The following is a 23,985-nucleotide window of genomic DNA, read 5'->3' as shown; positions in this document are numbered from 1 at the left end:
GTACAACCTTGTACTTTAAAAGTGTACACTTTTGTATACCTTGTCTTTGTGATTCTATTCTTGTTGAAAATCAGTGGTTTAAGATTATTGTGACGATCTTATTCAGCTCTTTGATTCATTCTTTCGAATATTTATAATTCTTTTTTTGATAACTATAGTATCGGTAGGAGCTTGTTTATAGTATTCTATGACTCTTTGAGGAGTGATCAAAAACGCTCCGATTGTTTTTTGAGTGATTCTTTTCAGTTATGGTAACAAATGCTTTACTTTGTAGTAGATAAAAGATATTCGCATGAAAAAACTGCTTAATTACCTTAATAGTCCTTATCCTGTATTTTATCAGCGCTGGAAGATTGCAGTGATCTCATCTGTTATTGTGTTTTTAATATTAGCTTTGTTACAGCCGTTTGGTATAAGCAGTATCGGACATCATAAATTGGGTATCTTATTGGGATATATGGCAGTGACAGCAGTGTTTCTCTGTATTCCGGTTTATTTGTTCCCTGCGTTATTTCCGGCGTATTATGAGGATGATCGCTGGACGGTTGGGAAACATATTCTTAGTCAGGTATATATTTTCTTTTTTATAGCCATTGGAAACTGGCTTTATTCCGCCATTGTATTCAATTGGGGATTTCGCCTGGATATTTTTTACAGCTTCCTGCTTTGTACGGTGATCATAGGCTTTTTTCCCTCTGTACTTTTTATCTTGCTGAACCGAAACCGGCTATTGGCCTTCCATCTCAAAGAAGCTACAGAAATGAATTTGCATCTTCAGAGATCGGCTGCTACTGCAAATGTTGAAAGAGTGGAGCGGGAGGATACTGTGATTCTTTTTGCCGGTGGTGTCAAAGAAGTATTGGAAGTGAATACATCCGATTTGTTTTTTGTAGAGGCGGATGGTAATTATGTGAAGATAACTTATCGGAAGAGTCATGAACCGGTAAGAAAGCTGCTACGTATGACAATGAAGCAGGCTGAAGAGGCAACGGCTGTTTATCCTTTCATTATTAAGTGTCATCGTGCATTCCTGGTCAACTTACATGCAGTGTCCCGGGTGAGTGGAAACTCGCAGGGATATCGTCTTTCGCTCGATGGCTGTGAAGAGGAAATACCCGTTTCACGTGCTTATAGTAAAGAGATCAAAACACTGATAGAGAACATGAATGAGGCATAGCCGTTCGTCACAAAACAAAGCAATTCGTCACAACGAATAGGTCATTTATCACATATCCGGGCTGTCTGTCCCGGATATTTTTTTCCCTCTGTTCTTTCCTTTATGTTTGCCGGTGAAAACGTTAGCAAGCAAAAAAATGAAAGATCTGTTTTTTATCTCAATCGTAGCTTTGTTTCTCTTTTCTGTTCATGTGCAGTCGCAGGTAGCAGTAAAAGACACAATATTTCTTACCTCTTTTTCAGATAGTGTTTCACTGGATGAAGTGGTAGTAAAAGGAAGCAAAACTCCCAAAATGAACAGTCGTTGGAGTAATATGCAACCTGTGGAACTGGTAACTGTGGGAGGAGCAAGCGGTAATCTGTATCAGGCATTGAAGACTCTTCCCGGTACACAAATACAGGGAGAAAGCGGACGTTTGCTGGTACGTGGTGGAAGCAGTGACGAAACGCAAACTTATATAGACGGTATGCATGTTCTCAATCCTTATACTACTACCGGTACAAATATCCCGGCACGCGGACGGTATTCCCCCTTTATGTTCAGTGGTATCAATCTCTCTACAGGCGGGCATTCACAAGAGTATGGTGAAGCCTTATCGGCTGTACTTCCTTTGGAAACGAAAGATGATAGCCCGATTAATAAAGTGGGGATGAGCCCTTCTACTGTTGGTATAGGTGGTGGCGGGAATCGCTCTTTTAGAAAAGGCTCTATTGCTTTGAATCTCGATTATCAGAATCTTGCTTTTTATAATAAAGTATATCCGGGAAGAGTAAACTTTGAGAAACCATATGAACTGTTTTCGGGAGCTATCCAGTTTCGTTATCTACCTGCTGAGAATGTAATTTTTAAGATATATGCCGGCTATGACCGGACAGATTTTTCTAACTATACCGGTGAAGACTGTCGTCTGTTCCGCCTGAAAGAAGACAATGTCTATTTGAATGCCACCATCCGTACGAAAACGTCTTCCGGTTGGAACTGGTTTGCCGGAGTAGCTTACTCTTTTTTTGATCGAAAAGTAGGGGGAGCTGCTGTAAGCGATGACAATTGGAACGAACGTCAGAGCGAACTACATCTGAAAGCAAAGCTGACTAAACGCTTGCGCCCTTTTTTGCAACTGGATATGGGAGTGGAATCTTTCCTTCGCCAATATAGAACTCGCTATTCTTTCGGGCTTCTTGCCGCTCAAAAGAATATTGCCCCAACGGTAGAAGCCGGATTTGTTACAGCTACTCTTTATCCGTTTGAGAATTTGAAAGCCGAACTCTCTTTCAGAACCGAGTATACATCTCTGAACCGGAAGATAAGTTATTCTCCCCGTCTGGCACTTCGTTATACCTGGAATGAGATTGTATTCTCAGCTACGTTGGGTCGTTATACCCAATCGGCAGATAATAAATATCTGGCACAACAGACTTCTTTGCGTTCCGAAGCTTGTGAACAGTATAATGTAGGAGCTTTGTACGAAGCAGCAGGGCGTTTCTATAAAGCAGAGGTATATTACAAAAGGTACAATCGTCTTACACTTTTTACTCCCGATGGTCTGACTTCGGGCGGATATGGGAACAGTAAAGGAATTGATCTTTATTTTGAAGATCGTTCTTTATTAAAAAACTTTGAGTATTATCTTTCTTATTCCTTCAATCTATCTAAACGCAAATGTTTGGAGTACAGTGAACTGACTACTCCGCAGTATGCCACCCGCCATAATGCTTCTTTGGTATTGAAATATACTATTCCCAGGCTGCGTACTATTATTGGCCTTACGGAAGGGATTGCGAGTGGGCGTCCATATCATAATCCCAATCGTCCCGGTCTGATGAATGATGAAGCAAAACCATATAACAGCCTTGACTTAGGCATTACTTTTCTGGCTACTAAGAAGATAATTATACATGCTTCGGCCACCAATATACTTTGCCGTAAGAATGAGTTCGGACGAATAGATGGTGTCCCGTTACGAGCTTCCAGTGATCATTTCTTCTATCTCGGTGTCTTCATCACCTTAGGTAAGAAAGCTGCTTATGATGTTTCTAATTTTTAAATACATGTGATTATGAAAACAAATCTGATTTTCTTATTTTTAGTTTTTGCAAGTGTAATAGGTAGTGCTCAGACATTAACCTTGAAAGTAGAAGGTGTAGAGAACGTGAAAGGGTATCTATATGTTGGTATTTACAACTCTCCAGAGTCATTCATGAAGAAACCTGTATTTGGATTCAGAGTGCCGGTGCAGGATTCGGTTATGGTCGTTCCCTGTCAGGGACTACCTGCCGGTACGTATGCCATTTCATTGTTTCAGGATGAGAATGAGAATGGAGTATTGGATACCGGCTCTTTCGGACGTCCGACGGAAAAGTTTGGCTTCAGCAATAATGCTGAAGGTGTAATGGGAGCGCCAGCTTATAAGAAGTGCGTTTTTGAGTTCAGGCAGGATATGATGATGAAGATTCAGTTGAAATAGTTTATTATCAAAGCTTTCTTTCTGTTTTTTTTATATATTTGTGCCGACAACAAAAAGTAAAGCTATTTATGCCTTTATTAAGATAATTGCTATGCGAAACACACTTTTTATTTTATTTATGTTTCTATTTTCCTGCTCTCTGGTGGCACAAGAGACATTGGGTAAAGTGGTGAATACTCTGAAAGAACGTATTAACTTATCGGCATATGCCCAGTTGGGATATACCTATAACAGTGCAGCCGATCCGGATAATACATTTGATATCAAACGGGTTATTTTTATGGCAGACGGGAAGATTACAGAACGTTGGTCATGTTATTTTATGTATGACTTTGCAGTCAGTTCCCTGCAGGAATTATATACAAGTTATCAGTTCCTGCCGGGACTTTCTGTTCGCGTAGGGCAGTTTAAAACACCCTATACCATGGAAAATCAGTTATCACCTACAACGGTGGAACTGATAAATTGCTATTCTTTACCGGCATGTTATCTGGTTGGTATCAATGGAAGTGATGTTCTTTGTTCTGCAAGCGGGGGGCGGGATATCGGTTTGATGATTTATGGCGATTTGTTTAAAAAACTGCTGACTTATAAAGTGGCGTTGATGAACGGGCAAGGTATAAACACAAAAGATAAGAATTCTCAAAAGGATGTAGTGGGTTATCTGTCGGTGAACCCTTTAGAGTGGCTTACTGTGGGTACTTCCTTTGTTATCGGTAAGGGGCATTCGGTTGCGGGAGCACCAATTCATGGAATAGAACCGGGTGAAAACTACCGGCGCAACCGCTGGAGTGTGGGAGCTTTCTTAACAGGAGAAAAGGCGAGCTTGCGTACGGAGTTTATGTTAGGCAAAGATGCTGATGTGAAAAGTAACGGGGGATATGCTACGGGATGTGTCCGGATTATTCGTAATGTGGAAGCCGTTGTTTCTTATGAATATTTAAACCGGGATGTCGTTGCAGAAGATAAGCAATCAAATTATATGGCTGGTTTACAATACTGGTTTTATCCGAAGTGTCGTCTTCAGGTTCAATATACTCGTTTGAGTCCGAAACATAACGATCCTTCGGATCTGGTACAGGCTCAGGTGCAGGTACGGTTTTGACTGAAGGAGGATAACTATTTGTTTTTTTTCAAAAGATTCTGTTATTTATTCAATAGTTTGTATCTTTACGCATCATGTTACTAATAGTTGAGAATGAATGATGAAAACTAAAAATGAATATATAGCTGATGTTAGGCAATTTAAAGAGAAGTTTGCCTCTAAATATGGTATTCGCTCAATCGGTATTTTTGGTTCTGTTGCCCGGGGGGAGCATCGGTTGGATAGCGATTTAGATGTGTTCGTAGAGTTGGAAGAGGCAGATCCGTTCACGATGTTTGATATTCGGGAAGCACTTGAATCTCTGTGTGGCTGCAAAGTTGATTTGCTTCGTTTGCGAAAAGGGTTGCGTGATTTATTGCTTAAAAGAATAGAACAGGATGGAATCTACATTTAAAGAGGAAATTACGGATAAGTTAGCTCAAATATTAGAGTCTGTTGAAGTGATTGAGGAGCGGTGTAAGAGTTATCAGAATATTGATGATTTCTTGCAAACACCGTGGGGGATGACAATACTTGATGCTTGTATTTTGCGTTTGCAGGTTATTGGTGAGACAATAAAAGCCATTGACGATAAGACCAGACAGGCTTTGTTTATCCGGTATCCGCAGATTCCCTGGCGTAAAGTGATTGGTTTACGGAATATTATTTCGCATGAATATGCCAATATTGATTATGAAATTATCTGGACAGTGATACGTAAACACCTTCCTCCTTTGAAAGAGACAATATTGCTTATAAAGGAAGAACTATAATTCAATAATATACGATAGAGAATTATATAAAAATGTAGAGTCTAAAAAAGACCCTACATTTTTTTTAAGCTAAAAAGTGCCATTCTTTAAACTTTATTCTGTTTCTTTGTTCTAATATAAAATGACTTAAACTTTGAACATATGAGAATAAAACAGATTTGCATGATGGTATTGCTTGCTTTAGGAGTAGCCCCCTGGGCAAATGCGCAGACGTTTGATAAACTATGGAAACAGGTGGATCAGGCTGAACAGAAAAGTCTGCCACAAACAGTTATTCAGTTGACAAACGAGATTTATAAGAAGGCGGAAACGGAGAAAAACTCTCCGCAAATGCTGAAAGCATACACGTGGCGGATGAAGTACCGCGAGATGCTGACTCCCGATAGCTTTTATGTAAGCCTGAACGGGCTGGAGCAGTGGGCTAAGACTGCGGAAAAACCGATGGACCGTGCCGTACTGAATTCGTTGATAGCGGGTATCTACTCCGACTATGCCTCCCGTAACCGCTGGCAGATATTCCAACGGCCGAATATTGTGGATGAAACTCCTTCTGCTGATATACGTGAATGGAGCGGAAATATGTTTGTGCAACAGGTGATGCAGCATACTACAGAGGCTTTGAAAGACAAAGAGTTGTTGTTGGCTACGTCCGCACGTATCTATATCCCGTTTGTAGAGTTAGGTGATGCCAGCGAATATTATCGCCACGATATGCTTCATCTGTTGGGTAGCCGTGGAGTAGATGCATTGAGAAATGTAAATGGGCTGGATAAAGACTCTGTTGTGAATGCCGGCATTGAGAATATCTATCAGGAGATGCTTGATACTTACAAAAGGGTTAATATGGATGATGGCTACGTGCTCACCATGCTCAATTATCTGGACTGGCGGCGTAACTCCGATAATACCTTTGTTCCCTACCGTGCGCCACAAAAGTTGATAGGGTTGACGCAAGACCCTTATCTGGCCGGACTTGACAAGTTACGGACTGAGTTTAAAGCTCATGATATTTGTGCCGAAGTTTATTTGGCTAAAGCAAGATATGCTATTGAGAAAGGACAACAGGCAATGGCTTTACAGATTTGTGATGAGGCTGTCAGGCTGTATCCGGGCTACAAACGTATCAATGCTTTAAAGAATCTGAAACTGGAGATTCTGAATCCCGCTTTGTATGTACGTGCTGATGAAGTCGCTTATCCCGGTGCCGACATGAAGTTGATGGTCAACCATAAGAATCTGGATGGTTTTACTGTACGTTTGTATCAAGAGAAGAAGTTAGTGGCAGAAGAACATTATTCTTTGCTTCGTCCCGAAAACTATCAGGAACAGGATACTGTTTTCACCTTCAAAGCTCCCGCAGAAGGTAGCTATGTGATGCGTATTGTTCCCGATAGCAAAGCAAGAGAAAACAGTGAAAGCAAACTGAATGTGACACGCTTCAAGGTATTGACATTACGTTTGCCGGGTGATCAGTATGAAGTGATAGCCCTCGACTGTATGAGCGGGCAACCTATTGAAGGAGCTGTTATTACACTTTATACCAATGATGAAAAGAAACTGACGGAGTTCACTACCAATGCGGAAGGAAAAGCTAAGTTCCCTTATAAACGAGAATATCGTTACCTCACTGCTACCAAAGGACAGGATATGGCAATGCCTCTGCAAGGTATTTACGGAGGCAACTATACTTACTATACCGATAATAAACCTGCTGATTATGTGAAACTTCTGACAGATCGTTCGCTTTATCGTCCGGGACAAACGGTTTATGTGAAAGGGATTGCTTATGAGCAGCAACTGGATACGGCCAATGTGTTAGCTAACCGTACTTATACGTTGACCCTTACCGATGCCAACCGACAGGAAGTAGGCAGGAGAGAACTTCGGACCAATGAGTTTGGTTCTTTTGCAACAGAATTTACATTGCCTGCTGCCTGTATGAACGGTATATTTACACTATCTACAGAAAAAGGTACAACAACGATTCGTGTGGAAGAGTACAAACGTCCTACCTTTGATATTACTTTCGATAAGCTGACAGGATCTTATAGCTTAGGTGATAAGGTAGAGGTAAAAGGCTCTGTTAAGACCTTTAGCGGTGTTTCGTTGCAGGATTTACCGGTAAATTACACCGTTACCCGTTTCTTACGTTTCGGTTGGAGAGGGGTACAGACGGGTGTAGAACCCATTGCTTCGGGGAGTGTGTTACTCAACGAAGACGGACAATTCACTGTTCCGGTGTTGCTGGAAGGTGATAAGAAGATGGATTTAGGGTATTATGTTTTCCGGATAGATGTAACGGTCACCAATGTGGCGGGAGAAACACAGACTTCTTCTTATAACGTGAGTGTAGGCAATCGCTCCATGACACTGGGAGCTAACATTCAGAATCCGCTATGCAAAGATGATTCTATCCGGCTTACTTTTATTGCTACCAATCTTGATGGGCAGCCTGTGAGCGTGGAAGGGAATTATAAACTATATCCGGTTGTGGACGGTGCAAAATCCGAAGATGCGATAAAGGGGACTCCGGCCTTTACCGGAACCTTTGTATCCAATAAGGAGATACTTTTTCCGGGATGGGCCTCCGTGCCTTCGGGAGAATATCTGTTAGTGATGTCTGCAAAAGATGACCAGGGACGGGAAGTGACTAATAAAGAAGAAGTTATTCTCTTCTCAACTGCTGACAAACGTCCTCCGGTAAATATTCCGGTATGGTATTATGCCGAGAATACATCGTTTGATGCTGCGCATCCGGCTGTATTCTATTTGGGTACTTCAAAGAAAGATGCATACGTCATGATGAATCTATTTAGTGGCAATACAATGCTCGAAAGCAGGATATTGCGCTTGTCCGATTCTATAGAACGTTTTGAATTCCCCTATAAAGAGTCGTATGGCAACGGATTGTCTGCTACATTCTGTTTTGTAAAAGACGGTGGAGTCAATCAGCAAATGGTGAGAATGACAAAGCGTCTGCCGGACAAAACCTTGACGATGAAGTGGGAAGTGTTCCGTGACAAACTACGTCCCGGTCAGGAGGAAGAGTGGAAACTCACGATTAAAACTCCACAAGGAATGCCGGCCATGGCCGAGATGTTAGCTACCATGTACGATGCTTCGTTGGATAAAATATGGAAAGGAGATCAGAGCTTGCAGGTATTTTATAACCTCTCAGTACCTACTACCCGTTGGATGGATGGGTATTGGGGAATGAACTCTTATAATTATTGGTTTCCGTATAAGAGCCTGAAGGTAGCTCCTATGGTATATGATCAGTTTATTGTTATTTTTTCGGGAATTGAAGAGCTGCTTTCGGTCTATAATACGAGGCGGGGTGGCGTAAGAATACGAGGCTTAGCGAAATCCGAAGCAAATGCTCCGATGATGTCTATGGTATCAAAAGAAGCTGCCAGTGATAAAGCTGATGTTGTTTTCACAGAAGAACTGGCAGAAGGAGCAGCGGGAGAAACTCTTCCCGAGGCTACGGAAGAACTGCGTACAAACTTTGCGGAAACTGCTTTCTTCTATCCGCAACTTCGGACCAATGAGCAGGGCGAAGTCTCTTTCTCATTTACTATGCCACAAAGCCTTACCCGCTGGAATTTCCGTGGATATGCCCATACCAAAGGCATGCTGACTGGAATGATCGACGGATCGGCAGTGACCAGCAAAGAGTTTATGCTGACACCGAATCTGCCCCGTTTTGTCCGTGTAGGTGATAATACCTCTGTTGCTGCCTCAGTGGCAAACCTTACCGGAAAGAACCTTACCGGAACAGTCAGCTTTATTCTCTTTGATCCGATGACGGAGAAGATAATCAGTACACAGAAACAGAAGTTCACTGTAGAAGCCGGACGCACTACCGGTGTTAATTTTCTGTTTACCGTTACTGATAAGTATGATGTATTGGGGTGCCGTATGATTGCTGACGGTGGTTCGTTCAGCGATGGTGAACAGCATCTGTTACCGGTACTCAGTAATAAAGCCAATCTGGTAGAGACTGTGCCGATGCCTGTTCGTGGAGAAGAGACACGGGTTTTCTCACTCGACAGTTTGTTCAACGACCACAGTAAGTTGGCAACTGACCGTCGCCTGACCATCGAGTTCACCGGTAATCCTGCCTGGTATGCAATACAGGCTTTACCTTCACTGAGCATGCCCGATAACAGTGATGCTATCTCCTGGGCTACTGCTTATTATGCAAATACATTAGCTTCGTACATTATGAACTCACAGCCGCGTATTAAAGCTGTGTTTGATAGCTGGAAACTGCAAGGTGGAACGAAAGAAACATTCCTTAGCAACCTGCAAAAGAATCAGGAAGTGAAGAATATTCTTTTGTCCGAGTCTCCCTGGGTAATGGAAGCGAAAACCGAAGAAGAGCAGAAAGAGCGTATTGCAACGTTATTCGACCTGAATAATATACGCAATAATAATATCACAGCCCTTACTCGTCTGAAGGAACTTCAGCAGCCCGACGGTTCCTGGGCATGGTATAAAGGAATGAATGGTAGCCGGTATATCACCAATTATATTGTAGAGTTGAATGCCCGTCTTGCCATGCTGACTGGTAAACCATTGGAGGGAGATGCTTTGGTTATGCAGCGTACTGCTCTCAGCTTCCTCAATAAAGAAGCGCTGGAAGAGTATAAAAATATCCGTAAGGCAGAGAAGAATGGCGATAAAGTGAAAGGGCTTTCTGCTTCAGCATTGAAATATCTCTACCTTATTGCTATTTCCGGTGAGCAGATCCCACTTGCAGAGAATCAGACTGCTTACAATTACTTCCTTTCAAAAGTTATGGAAACGCTGACTACCCGTTCTATGACCGATAAGGCACTTGCTGCCATTGTTCTGGAGAAGGCCGGACATAAGAAAGAAGCGTTGGAATTCATAGCTTCTTTGAAGGAGTTTTTGACAAAGACGGATGAACAGGGTATGTTCTTTGCTTTCAATGAGAACCCGTATTCATGGGGCGGTTTGCAAATCCCGGCACATGTGATGGTGATGGAAGCCCTTGAACTTGTTTCCGGCGATTCGTCAACGGTAGAGGAAATGAAACTCTGGCTTTTGAAACAGAAGCAGACACAGGCATGGGATTCTCCGGTGACTACTGCAGATGCTGTTTATGCATTGTTGCAAGGTGGTACCAAGCTGCTCGAAAGTCAGGGAGATGTACGTATTATTATTGCCAATGAAGTACTGGAAACACTTTCACCTGCCAAGACAACCGTTCCCGGATTAGGATATATCAAGAAGACATTTACTGATAAGAAAGTGGTAGACGCCCGTAAAGTAACTGTTGAGAAAAGAGATGCCGGAATAGCCTGGGGAGCTGTTTATGCACAATATCAGGAAGATATGAGCCAGGTGAAACAGCAAGGTGGTGAGTTGAATGTAGATAAGAAACTGTATGTAGAACGCTTGGTGAATAACGTTCGTCAGTTGCAGCCTGTTACAGCCGGTACGGAACTTGTTGTTGGCGACAAGGTTGTTTCACGTTTGACGATTCGCCTGGATCGTCCGATGGATTTCATCCAACTGAAAGATCAGCGTGCTGCTTGTTTTGAACCTATAGAAACACTTTCCGGTTATCGTTGGAACAATGGATTTGGATATTATGTCGATATAAAAGATGCATCTACCAATTTCTTCTTTGACGGATTGGGTAAGGGAGTCTTTGTATTGGAATACAGCTACCGTGTCAGTCGTTCCGGAACGTATGAAACCGGATTGGCAACGCTCCAGAGTGCTTATGCTCCGGAGTATGTTTCCCACTCTGCTTCAATGAAAGTGACGGTGAAATAAGTGCTGATTCGAAGACGGTTGCACTTATTATAAAATACTGATTGTATTGGAACGCAGATTAACACAGATTTTCGCAAAGAATATGAAGAGAAAGAGTCGTAATCTCTTGTCTTTGCGTCAATCTGCGTTAATTTGCGTTTTATCGTTATAACAGTGCAGCCCACTAATCACTACTCACTAAACCGCTAATCACTATTAATATTCCTTTCAATCCGTTCCATATCTCGTCGAAAACTCCTACATTTGTGCTTCAAATATAATATATAAAGCATGAAACGCAGTATACTCTCTATATTAACTGTTTTTATTATCACTTTGTCTGCCATTGCCCAACCCCGTCTTTCGTCCAATAAAGAGACGCATAACTTTGGGCAAATAGAATGGAAACATCCTGTAACTGTAGAATATACCATTACCAATACCGGAGATAAGCCATTGGTACTGACCAATGTCACCACATCTTGTGCCTGTTCGGTTGCCGATTGGACGAAAAAGCCGATTGCTCCCGGCGAAAAAGGTACTGTCAGTGCAACTTTTGATGCCAAAGCCCTTGGTCATTTTGAAAAAACGATTGGTATTTACAGCAATGCCCAGCCCAGTCTGGTATATCTGAAATTTGTAGGTGAAGTGGTGCAGGAAGTTACGGATTTTGCAAAAACACATCCCTATGCCATTGGTTCTATCCGTTTGGATCGTACTGAATTTGATTTTCCGGATGCACACCGGGGAGAAAAACCGACCATTACATTCAGTGTCGTGAATTTGTCGGACCGTCCTTACGAACCTGTACTGATGCATCTTCCTCCCTACCTGAAAATGGAAAGAACGCCGGATGTGGTTCTGAAAGGAAAGAAAGGAAAGATCAAACTAACGCTTGATACGAAACAACTCACCGATCTTGGCCTGACACAGACTTCTGTCTATCTGGCTCGTTTTGCCGGTGATAAGGTGAGCGAGGAGAATGAGATTCCTGTTTCGGCTATTCTTCTCCCGGACTTCTCGGGTATGACCATGCAGGACAGCCTGAATGCACCTGCCATCCGCTTGTCTGAAGACAACATTGACCTCAGTGCGCGGTTGGCTAAGAAGAACAAAGCCTCTCATGATATTGTTATTACAAATACGGGCAAAGCACCTTTGCAGATCAGTAAATTGCAGGTATTCAATTCCTCGGTAGGAGTGAGCCTGAAAAAGACGGTTCTTCAACCGGGTGCAAGTACCAAGCTGCGGGTTACCATTCATAAAAAGAATACAGGCAAGAAGAAACACCACTTACGTATTCTGATGATCACGAATGACCCGGCGCGACCGAAAGTAGAAATTAATATAAAACGATAATCCCTAAATATCATTACCATGGAACATCCGGAAAACAGCGAAGAATATAAAGGACTGGTTGTCAACAAAGGTATTGAGCAGCCTTCATCGGTAAATCCTTATCTGAAGCGTAAGCCGAAGAAGCGTCAGCGCTCTGTAGCAGAGTTTGTAGAAGGGATTGTACAAGGAAATATAACGATCCTCAGTCAGGCAGTGACCTTGGTGGAAAGCGTGAAGCCCGAACATCAGGCTATAGCTCAGGAAGTGATAGAAAAGTGCTTGCCATTTTCCGGAAACTCCATTCGGGTGGGGATTAGTGGTGTACCCGGTGCCGGAAAGAGTACTTCTATTGATGTCTTCGGTCTGCATGTGCTCGAAAAGGGAGGTAAGCTGGCTGTGTTGGCTATCGACCCGAGTAGTGAGCGTAGTAAAGGGAGTATTTTAGGGGATAAGACCCGTATGGAACAACTATCGGTACATCCCAATTCGTTTATTCGTCCCAGTCCCTCAGCAGGTTCATTGGGGGGAGTAGCACGAAAAACCCGTGAAACGATCATTCTTTGTGAAGCCGCCGGTTTCGATAAGATTTTTGTAGAGACAGTGGGAGTGGGGCAGAGTGAAACGGCTGTGCACTCTATGGTCGATTTTTTCCTGCTGATTCAGTTAGCAGGTACAGGAGATGAACTTCAGGGCATTAAGCGTGGTATCATGGAAATGGCGGACGGTATTGTCATCAACAAAGCCGATGGAAGCAATATAGATAAAGCCAAGCTGGCTGCATCCCAATTCCGCAATGCTTTGCATCTTTTCCCGGCTCCCGACTCTGGCTGGACACCACAGGTCTTGACGTATTCCGGTTTCTATAACATAGGTGTGAAGGAGATATGGGATATGGTTTATGAATACATCGACTTTGTGAAGGCGAACGGATACTTTGAATATCGACGCAATGAGCAGAGTAAATACTGGATGTATGAAAGTATTAATGAGCAGCTTCGCGATAGCTTTTATCATAATGTAAAGATTGAATCGATGCTATATGAAAAAGAACAACAAGTGCTTGGCGGTAATCTGACCTCTTTTATAGCAGCAAAGACATTATTGGATACCTATTTTGAAGAATTGAGAAAATAAGGATATTTATTCACTTTTTATCTGTCATCTTTCACTCTTGGGTGGGGCTTTTTTGAAAAGGAAATTGTACCTTTGTGCCCCTAAAAGAATAATATCATTATATATATACAAAGATGACGAATAATAATGTGATTGAGCAGGAAGAAGCTTTGTTGCTGAGGCGTAAACTTGACTTGTTGCTTCGTACTGGTAAATTATTGGTAGAAAGTGCTGCGGATACAAATCGGATTGTACGCAATATGAAGCGTGTAGCTGCTTATTTGGGGTTGCCGGAAGATAAACTTCATATTGATGTAAGCTATACAATGCTGGTAGTGAATGTCAGTGATGAGGCGCACTCTTTTTCTAAATTTCAGAAGTGTGAGAAGCATGGCATTAATATGACTGCCATTTCTGAGGTTAGTAAACTATCCTGGCGGGCTATTGAACATGATTATTCTTTGGATCAGTATGAAGAAGAACTGGAGAAAATCTGTTCCCGTCCGCGTAATTACATTCCTTATCTGGTAGCCATTGGTGCCGGTTTTGCTTGTGGAGGTTTTTGCAAGCTGTTTGGTTGCGACTGGATGGCCTTCTTACTGGCTTCTGTTTGTGCTTTTATCGGTTTCCGTGTTCGGGCTCGGTGCATGGAGTTTGGTATCAATGTATATATGAGTATTGCCATCGCGGCTTTTGTTTCTACTTGTCTGGCTTATGCTTCTTCGTTTAGCGGACTCTCGTCTACTCCTTATCATCCGCTTTTGGCCTGTGCCTTGTTTATTGTTCCGGGGGTTCCGTTAATCAATTTTGTGGATGATATGATAGACAATTATCTGCTGGTGGGCATCACGCGTGCTGCTAATACCGTTATGATGGTGGGAGCTATGGCTTTCGGTATTGTTCTTGCTATCCGTTTATGTGTAGTGGAGGATGTCAGTATTGATAAAAAGTTCAGTGAATTGAGTATGATTCCCCACGATCCTTATTATGTATATGCGATTGCTGCTGCAATTGCTGCAATGGGTTTCTCTATGATATTCAATATTCAGCGTCGTTTACTTTGGGTGGTAGCCGTAGGCGGTATCATTGCTGTGTGCACACGTAATTTTGTGAATTTCGAATTAGGTTTCGGACCGGTGATCGGTTCATTTATGGGTAGTTTTGTAGTCAGTCTGATTGCCGTGAAAGCTGTTCATTGGTTTCATGTTCCCAATCACGTATTGACCATTCCTTCCGTTATCCCTATGATTCCCGGTGTATTGATGTATCGCTCTTTGTTGGGACTCATCGGCATGCACGGCGTAGTAGGTGAAGTAACAGTTGCCTTTTACAACGGTATCAATTCTGCTCTTATTATTCTTTGCATAGCCTTAGGCGTAGCTGTCCCTAACATTTTTGCCCGTCGTTATATTGCCAAAGACCGCCAGAAATTCCTGGAAGAAGAACTGGCAAAGAGAAAGGCGAGGGGGAAGTTTATAGAATGGTGATGAGTGGTTAGTGATTAGTGATTAGTGATGAGTGATAAAGCGCAGCCACTAATCACTCATCACTCATCACTAATCGTTAATCACTATAATCCTCCTTCCTTCTCCAAATCCGCCCTCGACTTGCTTTGTGTCACGATATATACACCCAGAAATACCAGACCGATGGCGATTCCTTTTTGCCAGCCAAAGGTACCGATACCCATGACTACTGCCGCGATAGACGCGATGATTGGCTGTACATAGTTGTACATACTAACTACTGTAGGGCGGAGTAACTTCTGCGCTGTCATTACGCAGATATAGGCGATGAAGCTTCCCCCCAATACTACATATAAAACCTGCCAGATGGCAGGTACGGAAATTGTGCTCCATTCAATCGCTGCTACATCCTGATAAGAGAATGGGATGTAGCACATAGAAGCATAAATGAACATCCATTTATTGATGGTGACTGCAGAATATTGCTGGGTAAGTCCTTTGAATACAGTCAGGTAGATAGAGAAACTAAGCTGTGCCAGCAGACAGAGTAAGTCTCCCCAGATACTGCTATTGGTATCTCCTGAAATCTGACTGCCTAGTATGAGTATCAATGCTCCCATTGCTCCGACAAAGATACCTAATACTTTCTTGTTCGTAACCGGTTCTTTCAGGTAGATGGCGGCTACAATCATTGTGATGATGGGCAGAGTGGTAGTTACAATAGAGGCATCGATAGGAGAAGTCAATGACAATCCGAAGATGAAAACTCCCTGATTGAATACCAATGCAAACAAGGATGCAAAGAATATTTTGAGCATATCCTTATGATTCACATATTCCTGCTTACAAAATACGGAGAGTATCCAGAAAGCGGCAGCTGCCCCCACCATTCGAAAAGTAGTGACCGAAAGAGCAGAAAACTCTTGCAAAGCAAATTTTCCGATGGGAGCCATTAGTCCCCACATCACATTGGCAGTAAGGGCAAACAGATGTCCTTGTACGTTCTTGTTGATATTCATCTTTTTAGTGACCTTTATTGAAAACTGCTGCAAAGGTAACCAATTTATCATTTGAATTGTTTATATTTGCCTTGATATAAAGCAAGAATAGCATGGAAAAACAAGCCAAATATATCCGGCGTATTGAAATAAAAGGGTTATGGAAAAGATTTAATATTGCCTGGGACCTGCGCCCTGACGTGAATATCCTTTCCGGCATTAATGGTGTTGGTAAAACAACTATCTTAAATCGCTCTGTAGGTTATCTGGAGGACCTTTCTGGTGAGATGAAGAACGGAATGAAAGACGGGGTAGATATTTACTTTGATGATCCCGAAGCTACTTATATTCCTTATGATGTAATCCGTAGTTATGACCGCCCTCTTATTATGGGTGATTTTACTGCCCGGATGGCTGATAAAAATGTAAAGTCTGAACTTGACTGGCAGCTCTATCTTTTGCAACGCCGTTATCTGGATTATCAGGTGAATATAGGCAATAAAATGATTGAACTTCTTGCCGGTAATGATGAAGATGAGCGGAAAAGGGCAGCTACTTTATCGTTGGCTAAAAAACGCTTTCAGGATCAGATAGATGAACTGTTCAGCTATACCCGAAAGAAAATAGACCGGAGGCGGAATGATATTGCTTTTTACCAGGATGGTGAGCTCTTATTGCCCTATAAACTCTCTTCCGGCGAAAAACAGATGCTTGTTATCTTGCTGACTGTATTGGTGCAGGACAATGAACATTATGTTCTTTTCATGGATGAACCGGAAGCCTCGCTCCACATCGAGTGGCAACAGAAGCTTATCGCTATGATTCGTGAACTGAACCCCAATGTACAAATAATACTGACCACTCATTCGCCTGCCCTCATTATGGAGGGCTGGCTCGATGCTGTCACCGAAGTAACCGATATTACAACGAATGTAGTTGACAATTGACAGTTGACAATTGACAGTTGATAGTTGAGAATACAGAGTAATTTCAATCGTAAATAGTAAATCGTCCAATCGTAAATCTCACATGGCATGGCTCAAACCCTACGCGACAATCTGACTTCCTCTTACTTTAGTGCCGCCCATAAGCTTTATCCCAAGAACACACGCCGGAGAATCGTAGCTTATGTGGAAAGTTATGACGACGTGCCTTTCTGGCGCACGTTGTTTGAGGAGTTTGAGAATGATGAATATTATTTTCAGGTAATGCTTCCTTCGGCCACCTCTTTGGCAAAGGGGAAGAAGATGGTACTAATGAATACTCTGAATACGGCCGAATTAGGAAAAAGCCTCATCGCCTGTGTGGATAGTGATTATGATTTTCTTTTGCAGGGAGCCACTGCTACTTCCCGGAAGATAAACAGAAACAGATATATCTTTCAAACCTATACCTATGCCATCGAAAATCATCATTGCTTTGCAGAGAGTTTGCATGAGGTATGTGTACAGGCCACATTGAATGACCGTCCGTTGATTGACTTTGCTGCTTTCATGCGGAGATATTCCCAAATAACTTATCCTCTTTTTCTTTGGAACGTCTGGTTCTATCGGCAGCATGATACACACACGTTTCCTATGAGTGATTTTAATACATATATCCGGTTATTGGACGTCAATCTGCGGCATCCTGAACGATGTCTGGAAGCTTTACAAAGGACGGTCTCTGCCAAACTATCGGAACTGCAAACCCGTTTTCCTCATTATATTAGTCGGGTGGATGCCTTGGGTTCCGAACTGGAAAAGTTGGGATTGGTTCCAGAAACAACTTATCTCTATATTCAAGGGCATCATATAATGGATAATGTAGTGATGAAACTTCTGATACCGGTTTGTACGCTTCTTCGCAGAGAGCGGGAGCAGGAGATAAAGAAATTGGCAGAACATGATGAACAGTTTCGTAATGAACTGACTTGTTATCAGAACAGTCAGATAAACGTAGAAATCATGTTGAAGAAGAATAGTGCATACAAAGCACTGTATCTTCACCAATGGTTACGCGACGACGTAAGGGAATTCCTGGAGAAAGGGTAGTGACGTGAAACAAACAGGGTGTTTTGCCGTTGCCCTATTATAACGGCAGATAAAGTATAACAATGGAAAAAATTACAGGTATAATCAAGGGAATTCTCCAGTCATGGGGATTTAATGAGTCGTGGACTGATGATTTAACGAGCGCTATCATTTTAGTTATCATTTTGGCTATTGCTTTTTTGGGAGATGCCATTTGCAAGCATGTTATCCTGACGACGGTTACCCGGCTTGTGAAAAAAACAAAGGCCACATGGGATGACGTTGTGTTTGATCGTAAAGTGATGATTTACCTCAGTCATCTGGTGGCACCTATCATTCTGTATATACTGCTACCGCTTGCCATATCCAATGCCGGTCTGCTGACTTTTATATTACGTATTTGCATGATTTATATCATTGCAGTCTTTTTAAAGTTTATCAGTGCACTTCTCTCTGCACTTTATCATGTATACAGCGAGCGTGAGCAGTTTCGCGACCGTCCTTTGAAAGGATTGTTACAGACGGTTCAGGTCATTCTCTTCTTTATTGGTGGTATTATTATCGTCAGTATTCTGATTGATAAATCGCCAATGGTGCTGCTTACCGGTCTGGGAGCTTCTGCCGCTGTCCTGATGTTGGTATTCAAAGACAGTATTATGGGCTTCGTTTCGGGCATTCAACTTTCTGCCAACAATATGCTGAAGGTGGGAGACTGGATTGAAATGCCGAAGTATGGGGCCGACGGAACGGTGATTGAAGTAACTTTGAATACCGTAAAGGTACGTAACTGGGATAATACCATTACCACTATTCCTCCCTATGCTTTGGTCAGTGATTCCTTTCAGAATTGGCGAGGTATGCAGGAGTCCGGAGGACGACGTATAAAGCGTTCTATCAGGATTGATATGAACAGTGTGAAGTTTTGTACTCCGGAGATGTTGGCAAAATACCGGAAAATACGTTTGCTGAAAGACTATATCGAAGAGACGGAGAAGGTAGTGGAAGAGTATAACAAAGAACATGGAATAGACAACTCTGTGTTAGTGAATGGCCGTCGCCAAACCAATTTGGGTGTATTTCGTGCCTATCTGACTAATTATCTGAGAAGTCTTCCGGCAGTCAACCAGGATCTTACATGTATGGTGCGTCAGTTGCAACCCACCGAACAAGGTATTCCTCTCGAACTCTATTTCTTCTCGTCCATCAAAGCCTGGATTCCTTACGAGGGCGTTCAAGCCGATGTGTTCGATCATGTGCTTGCCATTATTCCGGAATTTGATTTGCATGTATTCCAGAATCCTACAGGAGAAGATTTCAGGGCGTTAAGCAGGAATAATTAAGAATTTAGATTAATACTATTTACAACAATGAATGCGCAGCAAAGTTATATTATCCGTGAGATTACTCCACTCTCTGACAAAGATTGTTTTTATATAGCCGAGCGGTATAAGACGGAATTTACATACCCTATTCACAATCATGCCGAATTTGAACTGAACTTTTGTGAGAAGGCTGCTGGAGTACGTAGGATTGTAGGTGACTCTGCGGAAGTAATTGGCGATTATGATCTGGTGTTGATTACCGGGCAGGATCTGGAGCATGTCTGGGAGCAAAACGAATGCAACTCAAAAGAGATACGCGAGATAACTATTCAGTTTTCTTCTGATCTTTTCTCTAAAAACTTCATTAATAAGAATCAGTTCGATTCTATTCGCCGGATGTTGGAACGTGCGCAAAAAGGACTCTGCTTCCCTATGTCTGCCATTATGAAAGTGTATTCCATGCTCGATACATTAGCTTCTGAAAAACAAGGATTTTATGCTGTGCTTAAGTTCATGACTATTCTGTATGAGCTTTCTCTCTTTGAGGAGGAATCCCGTACATTGTCCAGTTCTTCTTTTGCGAAGATCGATGTCCATGCTGATAGTCGGAGGGTACAGAAGGTACAGGAATATATCAATGAGCACTATAAAGAGGAGATTCGTTTGAATAATCTGGCAGATATGGTAGGAATGACTGCTGTTTCTTTTAGCCGCTTTTTCAAACTTCGTACCGGAAAGAGTCTTTCTGATTATATTATTGATATCCGTCTTGGGTTTGCCGCTCGCTTGTTGGTAGACTCTACCATGTCTGTAGCCGAGATCTGCTATGATTGCGGATTCAATAACCTCTCTAATTTTAACCGGATATTTAAGAAGAAAAAGGCATGCTCTCCTAAGGAGTTTCGGGAGAATTACAGGAAAAAGAAGAAGATCGTGTGAGAAGTGGTAGGGTTGTAACCCTACCTCCTCATAATTCTATAACCTCCTTAATTCTTCCTTTGTAAATGAGGTATTTCTTATTGCTTTCAGATTATCTTCCAGTTGGGCTACCGAGCTGGCACCAATGATGACTGATGTTACTAAATCATCTTTTAGAACCCATGCCAGAGCCATCTCTGCTAAGGTTTGTCCTCGTTCCTCTGCCATTTTGTTCAGTACTTTGATTTTGCTTAAAACTTCTTCTGTGAGTTGTTCCTTTTTCAGGAAACCTCCGCGGGCCATTCGTGAATCTTCGGGAATGCCATTGATGTATCGGTTCGTCAATAATCCTTGTGCTAAGGGAGAGAATGCAATAAATCCGGTACCATTTTCTTTGGCTTGTTGAAGGATACCCTCTTCTTCCGGTTCCCGGTTGAACAGGTTATATTTTCCTTGATAGAGCAAGCAATGTACGTCTCTTTCTGCCAGATATTTGTAAGCAAACTCAGCAGCTTCTTTCGGGTATTTGGAGATACCTACATACAAAGCCTTTCCTTGGTGGACAATATCTACCAATGTTTGCAATGTCTCTTCCAATGGAGTCACCGGATCATAACGGTGCGAATAGAAAATATCCACATAATCCAGATTCATACGTTTCAAGCTTTGGTTGAGGCTTGCCATCAGATATTTTCTTGATCCCCATTCTCCGTAAGGGCCCGGCCACATATCGTGTCCGGCTTTCGTAGAGATAAACAGCTCATCCCGGTAAGGGAGGAATGATTTTTTCATAATCTCACCGAACGTTTCTTCTGCCGAGCCATAGGAAGGCCCGTAGTTATTTGCCAGATCGAAATGAGTGATTCCTTTGTCGAAAGCATAATGTGCCATTCGCTGGCTGTTGGCAAATGTATCTACATCTCCGAAGTTATGCCACAGCCCCAGGGAAATTTCCGGGAGCATAATTCCGCTTTTACCACAACGGCGGTATTTCATACCGTTACTGTATCTCTCGTTGTCGGGTGAATAAACAGGGTTTATCATATTTGTAATTATTAGGTTTACATATCTAAGTATGTAAACAAAGATATGGTTTTTATACTAAAAAAGCAGCAAAAAAGACTTTACTATTTACTGAAAAGTCAAATAGTATAATGAAATGATAAAATAATACTGGATACTTAACTTCAACTGCACTATTTTTGTAATATCATTTTAAATCTGATAATTATGCTAAAGCAAATTGCGTTCTTTGTTGTTTCTATTACTTTATTGGGAGCTTGTACTCCAAAACAGACCCTCATTTCTTCTCCTTTCGTCCGCGTAGAAAACGGGCAGTTTATGCGTAATGATACACCTTATTATTACGTAGGTACTAATTTCTGGTATGGAGCGATACTCGGTTCCGAAGGTGAGGGAGGAGATCGCCAACGCCTTCGTAAAGAGCTGGATTTTTTGAAAAGTATCGGGGTAGATAATCTTCGTATATTAGTGGGCTCTGACGGTAATCGGGGTGTTACTGCCAAAGTAGAACCTACCTTGCAAATAGCTCCCGGAGTATATAATGATACTATTTTAGCCGGACTTGATTATTTACTGGCCGAAATGAGTAGGCGTAAAATGTTAGCTGTACTTTATTTGAATAACTCCTGGGAGTGGAGTGGTGGATATGGACAGTATCTCGAATGGGCAGGCTATGGTAAAGCACCTGTGCCGGCAGTAGATGGATGGCCGGCTTATATGGAATATGTGAAACTGTTTCAGCAATCGGATAGTGCGAAGGTTTTGTTTGCCAATTATGTGAATGATATGGTAAGCCGTGTCAATAGATATACGAATATAAAATATGTGGATGATCCGACCATTATGTCGTGGCAGGTAGGTAATGAACCTCGTGCTTTTTCTGATGAAAACAAAATACTGTTTGCTGCCTGGATTGCACAGGTGGCAGCTCAACTCAAGTCATTGGACAGAAATCATCTGGTGTCTACCGGTAGTGAGGGGATGTGGGGGTGCGAACAGGATATGGCTCTGTTTGAGCAGATTCATGCTGATCCGAATGTCGATTATATGAATATTCATATTTGGCCCTATAACTGGGGGTGGGCACCTAAAGATAGTTTACAGGAAAAACTTGAAACGGCAAAAGTCAAGACCAAAGCTTATATTGATGATCATCTGGTAGTGGCTCGTAAGTACAGAAAACCGCTGGTTCTTGAAGAATTTGGTTTCCCCCGTGATGGTTTTCAGTTCTCGAAAGAAAGTACTACCGGCGCAAGAGATGCGTACTATTCTTATGTGTTTGGTCTGATTTCTGATAAAGATGCTTCCGGTGGATTATTTGCCGGATGTAACTTCTGGGCATGGGGTGGTTTTGCAACTCCTTCTTCCGAGCGTGTGTTTTGGCAGAAAGGCGATGACTATACGGGTGATCCGGCACAAGAAGAACAAGGACTGAATTCTGTTTTTGCAACAGATAGCACAGTAGATATTGTGAAAGCAGCCAGTGTAAAACTAAAATAATCTGTAAGTTATGAAGTACCTATTAATAGGATTATTCTTTTTGATTGGCAGTGTTACTACAACAGGATGCGCTACAGAAATAGGAGAGTTGGGATCGGGAACGAAGAAAACGGTGGTGGAACGGAATGGCTGCCTGTCAGTGCGAGGAACCTCTCTTGTTAATGAAAGAGGCGAAAGTATTGTATTAAAAGGGGTGAGTTATGGCTGGCATAATTGGTGGCCCCGATTCTACAATGCTTCTACCGTCCAATTTCTGCATGATGACTGGGGATGCTCACTTGTGAGGGCAGCTATGGGAGTAGAACCGGAAGGTGCTTACATTCACTCTCCGGGACAGGCTCTTCAGTGCATTACTACGGTTGCGGATGCTGCAATTGCCAGTGGCATTTATGTGATTATAGATTGGCATAGTCATAGCATCCGTACCGAAGAAGCCAGACAATTCTTTACGCAGATGGCCACTCGTTATAAAGGGATCCCAAACGTGATTTATGAAATATTCAATGAACCGGTTGAAGATTCCTGGATAGATGTAAAGGCCTATTCGACAGAAATTATCCATGCTATTCGTACCATTGATCCGGAAGCACTTATTCTGATAGGCACTCCCCATTGGGACCAGGACGTTCATTTGGCTGCAGACGATCCTATAACCGGCTATACCAATATCATGTATACTCTACATTTCTATGCATCAACTCACAGACAGGAGCTTCGTGACCGCGCGGATTATGCTTTGAAGAAGGGACTTCCTTTGTTTGTATCCGAATGTGCCGGAATGGAGGCTACAGGTGATGGCCCCATCAATATCGGAGAGTGGGGCAGGTGGTTGGAGTGGATGAAAAAACACAGCATCAGTTGGGCTGCCTGGTCCATAGCCGATAAAGATGAAACCTGTTCTATGATTCAGAAATACGGCTCTTCTAAAGGAGATTGGAAGGATAGTGATCTGAAGGAGTGGGGTACGATCATTCGTGACGAATTGAAATTAACGAAATAAGAAAACA

Annotated in this window: 17 protein-coding genes and 1 pseudogene; 16 read left to right on the top strand and 2 right to left on the bottom strand. The window is 42.3% G+C overall.

Annotated features, from left to right (window positions below; translation table 11 throughout):
- Positions 1 to 292: 292 nt before the first annotated feature.
- The 10 genes and pseudogenes from QX565_RS05235 to QX565_RS05190 all read left to right on the top strand — a co-directional run bounded on the left by QX565_RS05235 (position 293) and on the right by QX565_RS05190 (position 15,226).
- Complete coding sequence (locus QX565_RS05235) at positions 293 to 1,177, top strand: LytTR family transcriptional regulator DNA-binding domain-containing protein (RefSeq protein WP_289291699.1); 885 nt, start codon at positions 293 to 295, stop codon at positions 1,175 to 1,177.
- Between the two features lie 102 nt (positions 1,178 to 1,279).
- Positions 1,280 to 3,221 (top strand): annotated as a pseudogene (locus QX565_RS05230) (TonB-dependent receptor plug domain-containing protein).
- A gap of 12 nt (positions 3,222 to 3,233) precedes the next feature.
- Positions 3,234 to 3,641 carry a DUF2141 domain-containing protein gene (locus QX565_RS05225; RefSeq protein ID WP_289291695.1) on the top strand — a complete coding sequence of 136 codons (408 nt, stop codon included), beginning with the start codon at positions 3,234 to 3,236 and terminating at the stop codon, positions 3,639 to 3,641.
- A gap of 91 nt (positions 3,642 to 3,732) precedes the next feature.
- Positions 3,733 to 4,746 (top strand): porin, encoded by a 1,014-nt coding sequence (locus QX565_RS05220; RefSeq protein ID WP_414429669.1) that lies wholly within the window; start codon positions 3,733 to 3,735, stop codon positions 4,744 to 4,746.
- A 100-nt stretch (positions 4,747 to 4,846) separates the two neighbouring features.
- The gene (locus QX565_RS05215) at positions 4,847 to 5,140 is read left to right on the top strand and encodes a nucleotidyltransferase family protein (RefSeq protein WP_221650407.1); all 294 of its coding nucleotides are present in this window, start codon (positions 4,847 to 4,849) and stop codon (positions 5,138 to 5,140) included.
- On the top strand, positions 5,124 to 5,498 hold the full coding sequence (locus QX565_RS05210; protein WP_002559307.1) for a HepT-like ribonuclease domain-containing protein: 375 nt from the start codon (positions 5,124 to 5,126) through the stop codon (positions 5,496 to 5,498). The genes QX565_RS05215 and QX565_RS05210 overlap by 17 nt, the downstream gene beginning before the upstream one ends.
- 141 nt (positions 5,499 to 5,639) lie before the next feature.
- On the top strand, positions 5,640 to 11,309 hold the full coding sequence (locus QX565_RS05205) for an alpha-2-macroglobulin family protein (RefSeq protein WP_289291692.1): 5,670 nt from the start codon (positions 5,640 to 5,642) through the stop codon (positions 11,307 to 11,309).
- A 270-nt stretch (positions 11,310 to 11,579) separates the two neighbouring features.
- On the top strand, positions 11,580 to 12,647 hold the full coding sequence (locus QX565_RS05200) for a DUF1573 domain-containing protein (RefSeq protein ID WP_195660940.1): 1,068 nt from the start codon (positions 11,580 to 11,582) through the stop codon (positions 12,645 to 12,647).
- 18 nt (positions 12,648 to 12,665) lie between these two features.
- Positions 12,666 to 13,760: a methylmalonyl Co-A mutase-associated GTPase MeaB gene (gene meaB, locus QX565_RS05195; protein WP_221651452.1), complete on the top strand. Its 1,095-nt coding sequence runs from the start codon at positions 12,666 to 12,668 to the stop codon at positions 13,758 to 13,760.
- Positions 13,761 to 13,873: 113 nt separating this feature from the next.
- Positions 13,874 to 15,226, top strand: coding sequence for a threonine/serine exporter family protein (locus QX565_RS05190; RefSeq protein WP_289291690.1), 1,353 nt, complete (start codon positions 13,874 to 13,876; stop codon positions 15,224 to 15,226).
- Positions 15,227 to 15,309: 83 nt separating this feature from the next.
- Here QX565_RS05190 and QX565_RS05185 read toward each other — a convergent pair whose 3' ends face one another.
- On the bottom strand, positions 15,310 to 16,224 hold the full coding sequence (locus tag QX565_RS05185) for a DMT family transporter (RefSeq protein WP_221651472.1): 915 nt from the start codon (positions 16,222 to 16,224) through the stop codon (positions 15,310 to 15,312).
- Positions 16,225 to 16,316: 92 nt separating this feature from the next.
- On the opposite strand from QX565_RS05185, the gene QX565_RS05180 reads away from it, so the two are divergent.
- From QX565_RS05180 to QX565_RS05165, 4 genes are all read left to right on the top strand, one after another.
- Complete coding sequence (locus tag QX565_RS05180; protein WP_221651454.1) at positions 16,317 to 17,150, top strand: AAA family ATPase; 834 nt, start codon at positions 16,317 to 16,319, stop codon at positions 17,148 to 17,150.
- Positions 17,151 to 17,237: 87 nt separating this feature from the next.
- A complete protein-coding gene (locus tag QX565_RS05175; RefSeq protein WP_221651455.1) occupies positions 17,238 to 18,236 on the top strand; it encodes a DUF4435 domain-containing protein in 999 nt (332 codons plus the stop codon).
- Between the two features lie 62 nt (positions 18,237 to 18,298).
- The gene (locus tag QX565_RS05170; RefSeq protein WP_289291687.1) at positions 18,299 to 19,555 is read left to right on the top strand and encodes a mechanosensitive ion channel family protein; all 1,257 of its coding nucleotides are present in this window, start codon (positions 18,299 to 18,301) and stop codon (positions 19,553 to 19,555) included.
- Between the two features lie 27 nt (positions 19,556 to 19,582).
- The gene (locus QX565_RS05165) at positions 19,583 to 20,476 is read left to right on the top strand and encodes an AraC family transcriptional regulator (protein ID WP_289291685.1); all 894 of its coding nucleotides are present in this window, start codon (positions 19,583 to 19,585) and stop codon (positions 20,474 to 20,476) included.
- A gap of 36 nt (positions 20,477 to 20,512) precedes the next feature.
- Here the strand turns inward: QX565_RS05165 and QX565_RS05160 are convergent, their stop codons facing one another.
- Complete coding sequence (locus tag QX565_RS05160) at positions 20,513 to 21,499, bottom strand: aldo/keto reductase (RefSeq protein WP_289291683.1); 987 nt, start codon at positions 21,497 to 21,499, stop codon at positions 20,513 to 20,515.
- Between the two features lie 186 nt (positions 21,500 to 21,685).
- Here QX565_RS05160 and QX565_RS05155 point away from each other — a divergent pair, with 186 nt between their 5' ends.
- Together QX565_RS05155 and QX565_RS05150 are read left to right on the top strand one after the other, a co-directional pair.
- On the top strand, positions 21,686 to 22,978 hold the full coding sequence (locus QX565_RS05155) for a glycoside hydrolase 5 family protein (protein WP_221651459.1): 1,293 nt from the start codon (positions 21,686 to 21,688) through the stop codon (positions 22,976 to 22,978).
- Between the two features lie 10 nt (positions 22,979 to 22,988).
- The gene (locus QX565_RS05150) at positions 22,989 to 23,978 is read left to right on the top strand and encodes a glycoside hydrolase family 5 protein (protein ID WP_289291681.1); all 990 of its coding nucleotides are present in this window, start codon (positions 22,989 to 22,991) and stop codon (positions 23,976 to 23,978) included.
- Positions 23,979 to 23,985 lie beyond the last annotated feature (7 nt).

Source organism: Bacteroides sp. 41_26, assembly GCF_949740115.1.
Lineage (GTDB): Bacteria > Bacteroidota > Bacteroidia > Bacteroidales > Bacteroidaceae > Bacteroides > Bacteroides nordii.
This window is presented reverse-complemented; position numbering and strand designations above follow the sequence as displayed.

What these genes read in the sequence shown, in the direction of transcription:
- QX565_RS05235 (WP_289291699.1), top strand. Translation starts at nt 293, where the DNA reads ATGAAAAAACTGCTTAATTACCTTAATAGTCCTTATCCTGTATTTTAT.
- QX565_RS05225 (WP_289291695.1), top strand. Translation starts at nt 3,234, where the DNA reads ATGAAAACAAATCTGATTTTCTTATTTTTAGTTTTTGCAAGTGTAATA.
- QX565_RS05220 (WP_414429669.1), top strand. Translation starts at nt 3,733, where the DNA reads ATGCGAAACACACTTTTTATTTTATTTATGTTTCTATTTTCCTGCTCT.
- QX565_RS05215 (WP_221650407.1), top strand. Translation starts at nt 4,847, where the DNA reads ATGAAAACTAAAAATGAATATATAGCTGATGTTAGGCAATTTAAAGAG.
- QX565_RS05210 (WP_002559307.1), top strand. Translation starts at nt 5,124, where the DNA reads ATGGAATCTACATTTAAAGAGGAAATTACGGATAAGTTAGCTCAAATA.
- QX565_RS05205 (WP_289291692.1), top strand. Translation starts at nt 5,640, where the DNA reads ATGAGAATAAAACAGATTTGCATGATGGTATTGCTTGCTTTAGGAGTA.
- QX565_RS05200 (WP_195660940.1), top strand. Translation starts at nt 11,580, where the DNA reads ATGAAACGCAGTATACTCTCTATATTAACTGTTTTTATTATCACTTTG.
- meaB (WP_221651452.1), top strand. Translation starts at nt 12,666, where the DNA reads ATGGAACATCCGGAAAACAGCGAAGAATATAAAGGACTGGTTGTCAAC.
- QX565_RS05190 (WP_289291690.1), top strand. Translation starts at nt 13,874, where the DNA reads ATGACGAATAATAATGTGATTGAGCAGGAAGAAGCTTTGTTGCTGAGG.
- QX565_RS05185 (WP_221651472.1), bottom strand. Translation starts at nt 16,224, where the DNA reads ATGAATATCAACAAGAACGTACAAGGACATCTGTTTGCCCTTACTGCC.
- QX565_RS05180 (WP_221651454.1), top strand. Translation starts at nt 16,317, where the DNA reads ATGGAAAAACAAGCCAAATATATCCGGCGTATTGAAATAAAAGGGTTA.
- QX565_RS05175 (WP_221651455.1), top strand. Translation starts at nt 17,238, where the DNA reads ATGGCTCAAACCCTACGCGACAATCTGACTTCCTCTTACTTTAGTGCC.
- QX565_RS05170 (WP_289291687.1), top strand. Translation starts at nt 18,299, where the DNA reads ATGGAAAAAATTACAGGTATAATCAAGGGAATTCTCCAGTCATGGGGA.
- QX565_RS05165 (WP_289291685.1), top strand. Translation starts at nt 19,583, where the DNA reads ATGAATGCGCAGCAAAGTTATATTATCCGTGAGATTACTCCACTCTCT.
- QX565_RS05160 (WP_289291683.1), bottom strand. Translation starts at nt 21,499, where the DNA reads ATGATAAACCCTGTTTATTCACCCGACAACGAGAGATACAGTAACGGT.
- QX565_RS05155 (WP_221651459.1), top strand. Translation starts at nt 21,686, where the DNA reads ATGCTAAAGCAAATTGCGTTCTTTGTTGTTTCTATTACTTTATTGGGA.
- QX565_RS05150 (WP_289291681.1), top strand. Translation starts at nt 22,989, where the DNA reads ATGAAGTACCTATTAATAGGATTATTCTTTTTGATTGGCAGTGTTACT.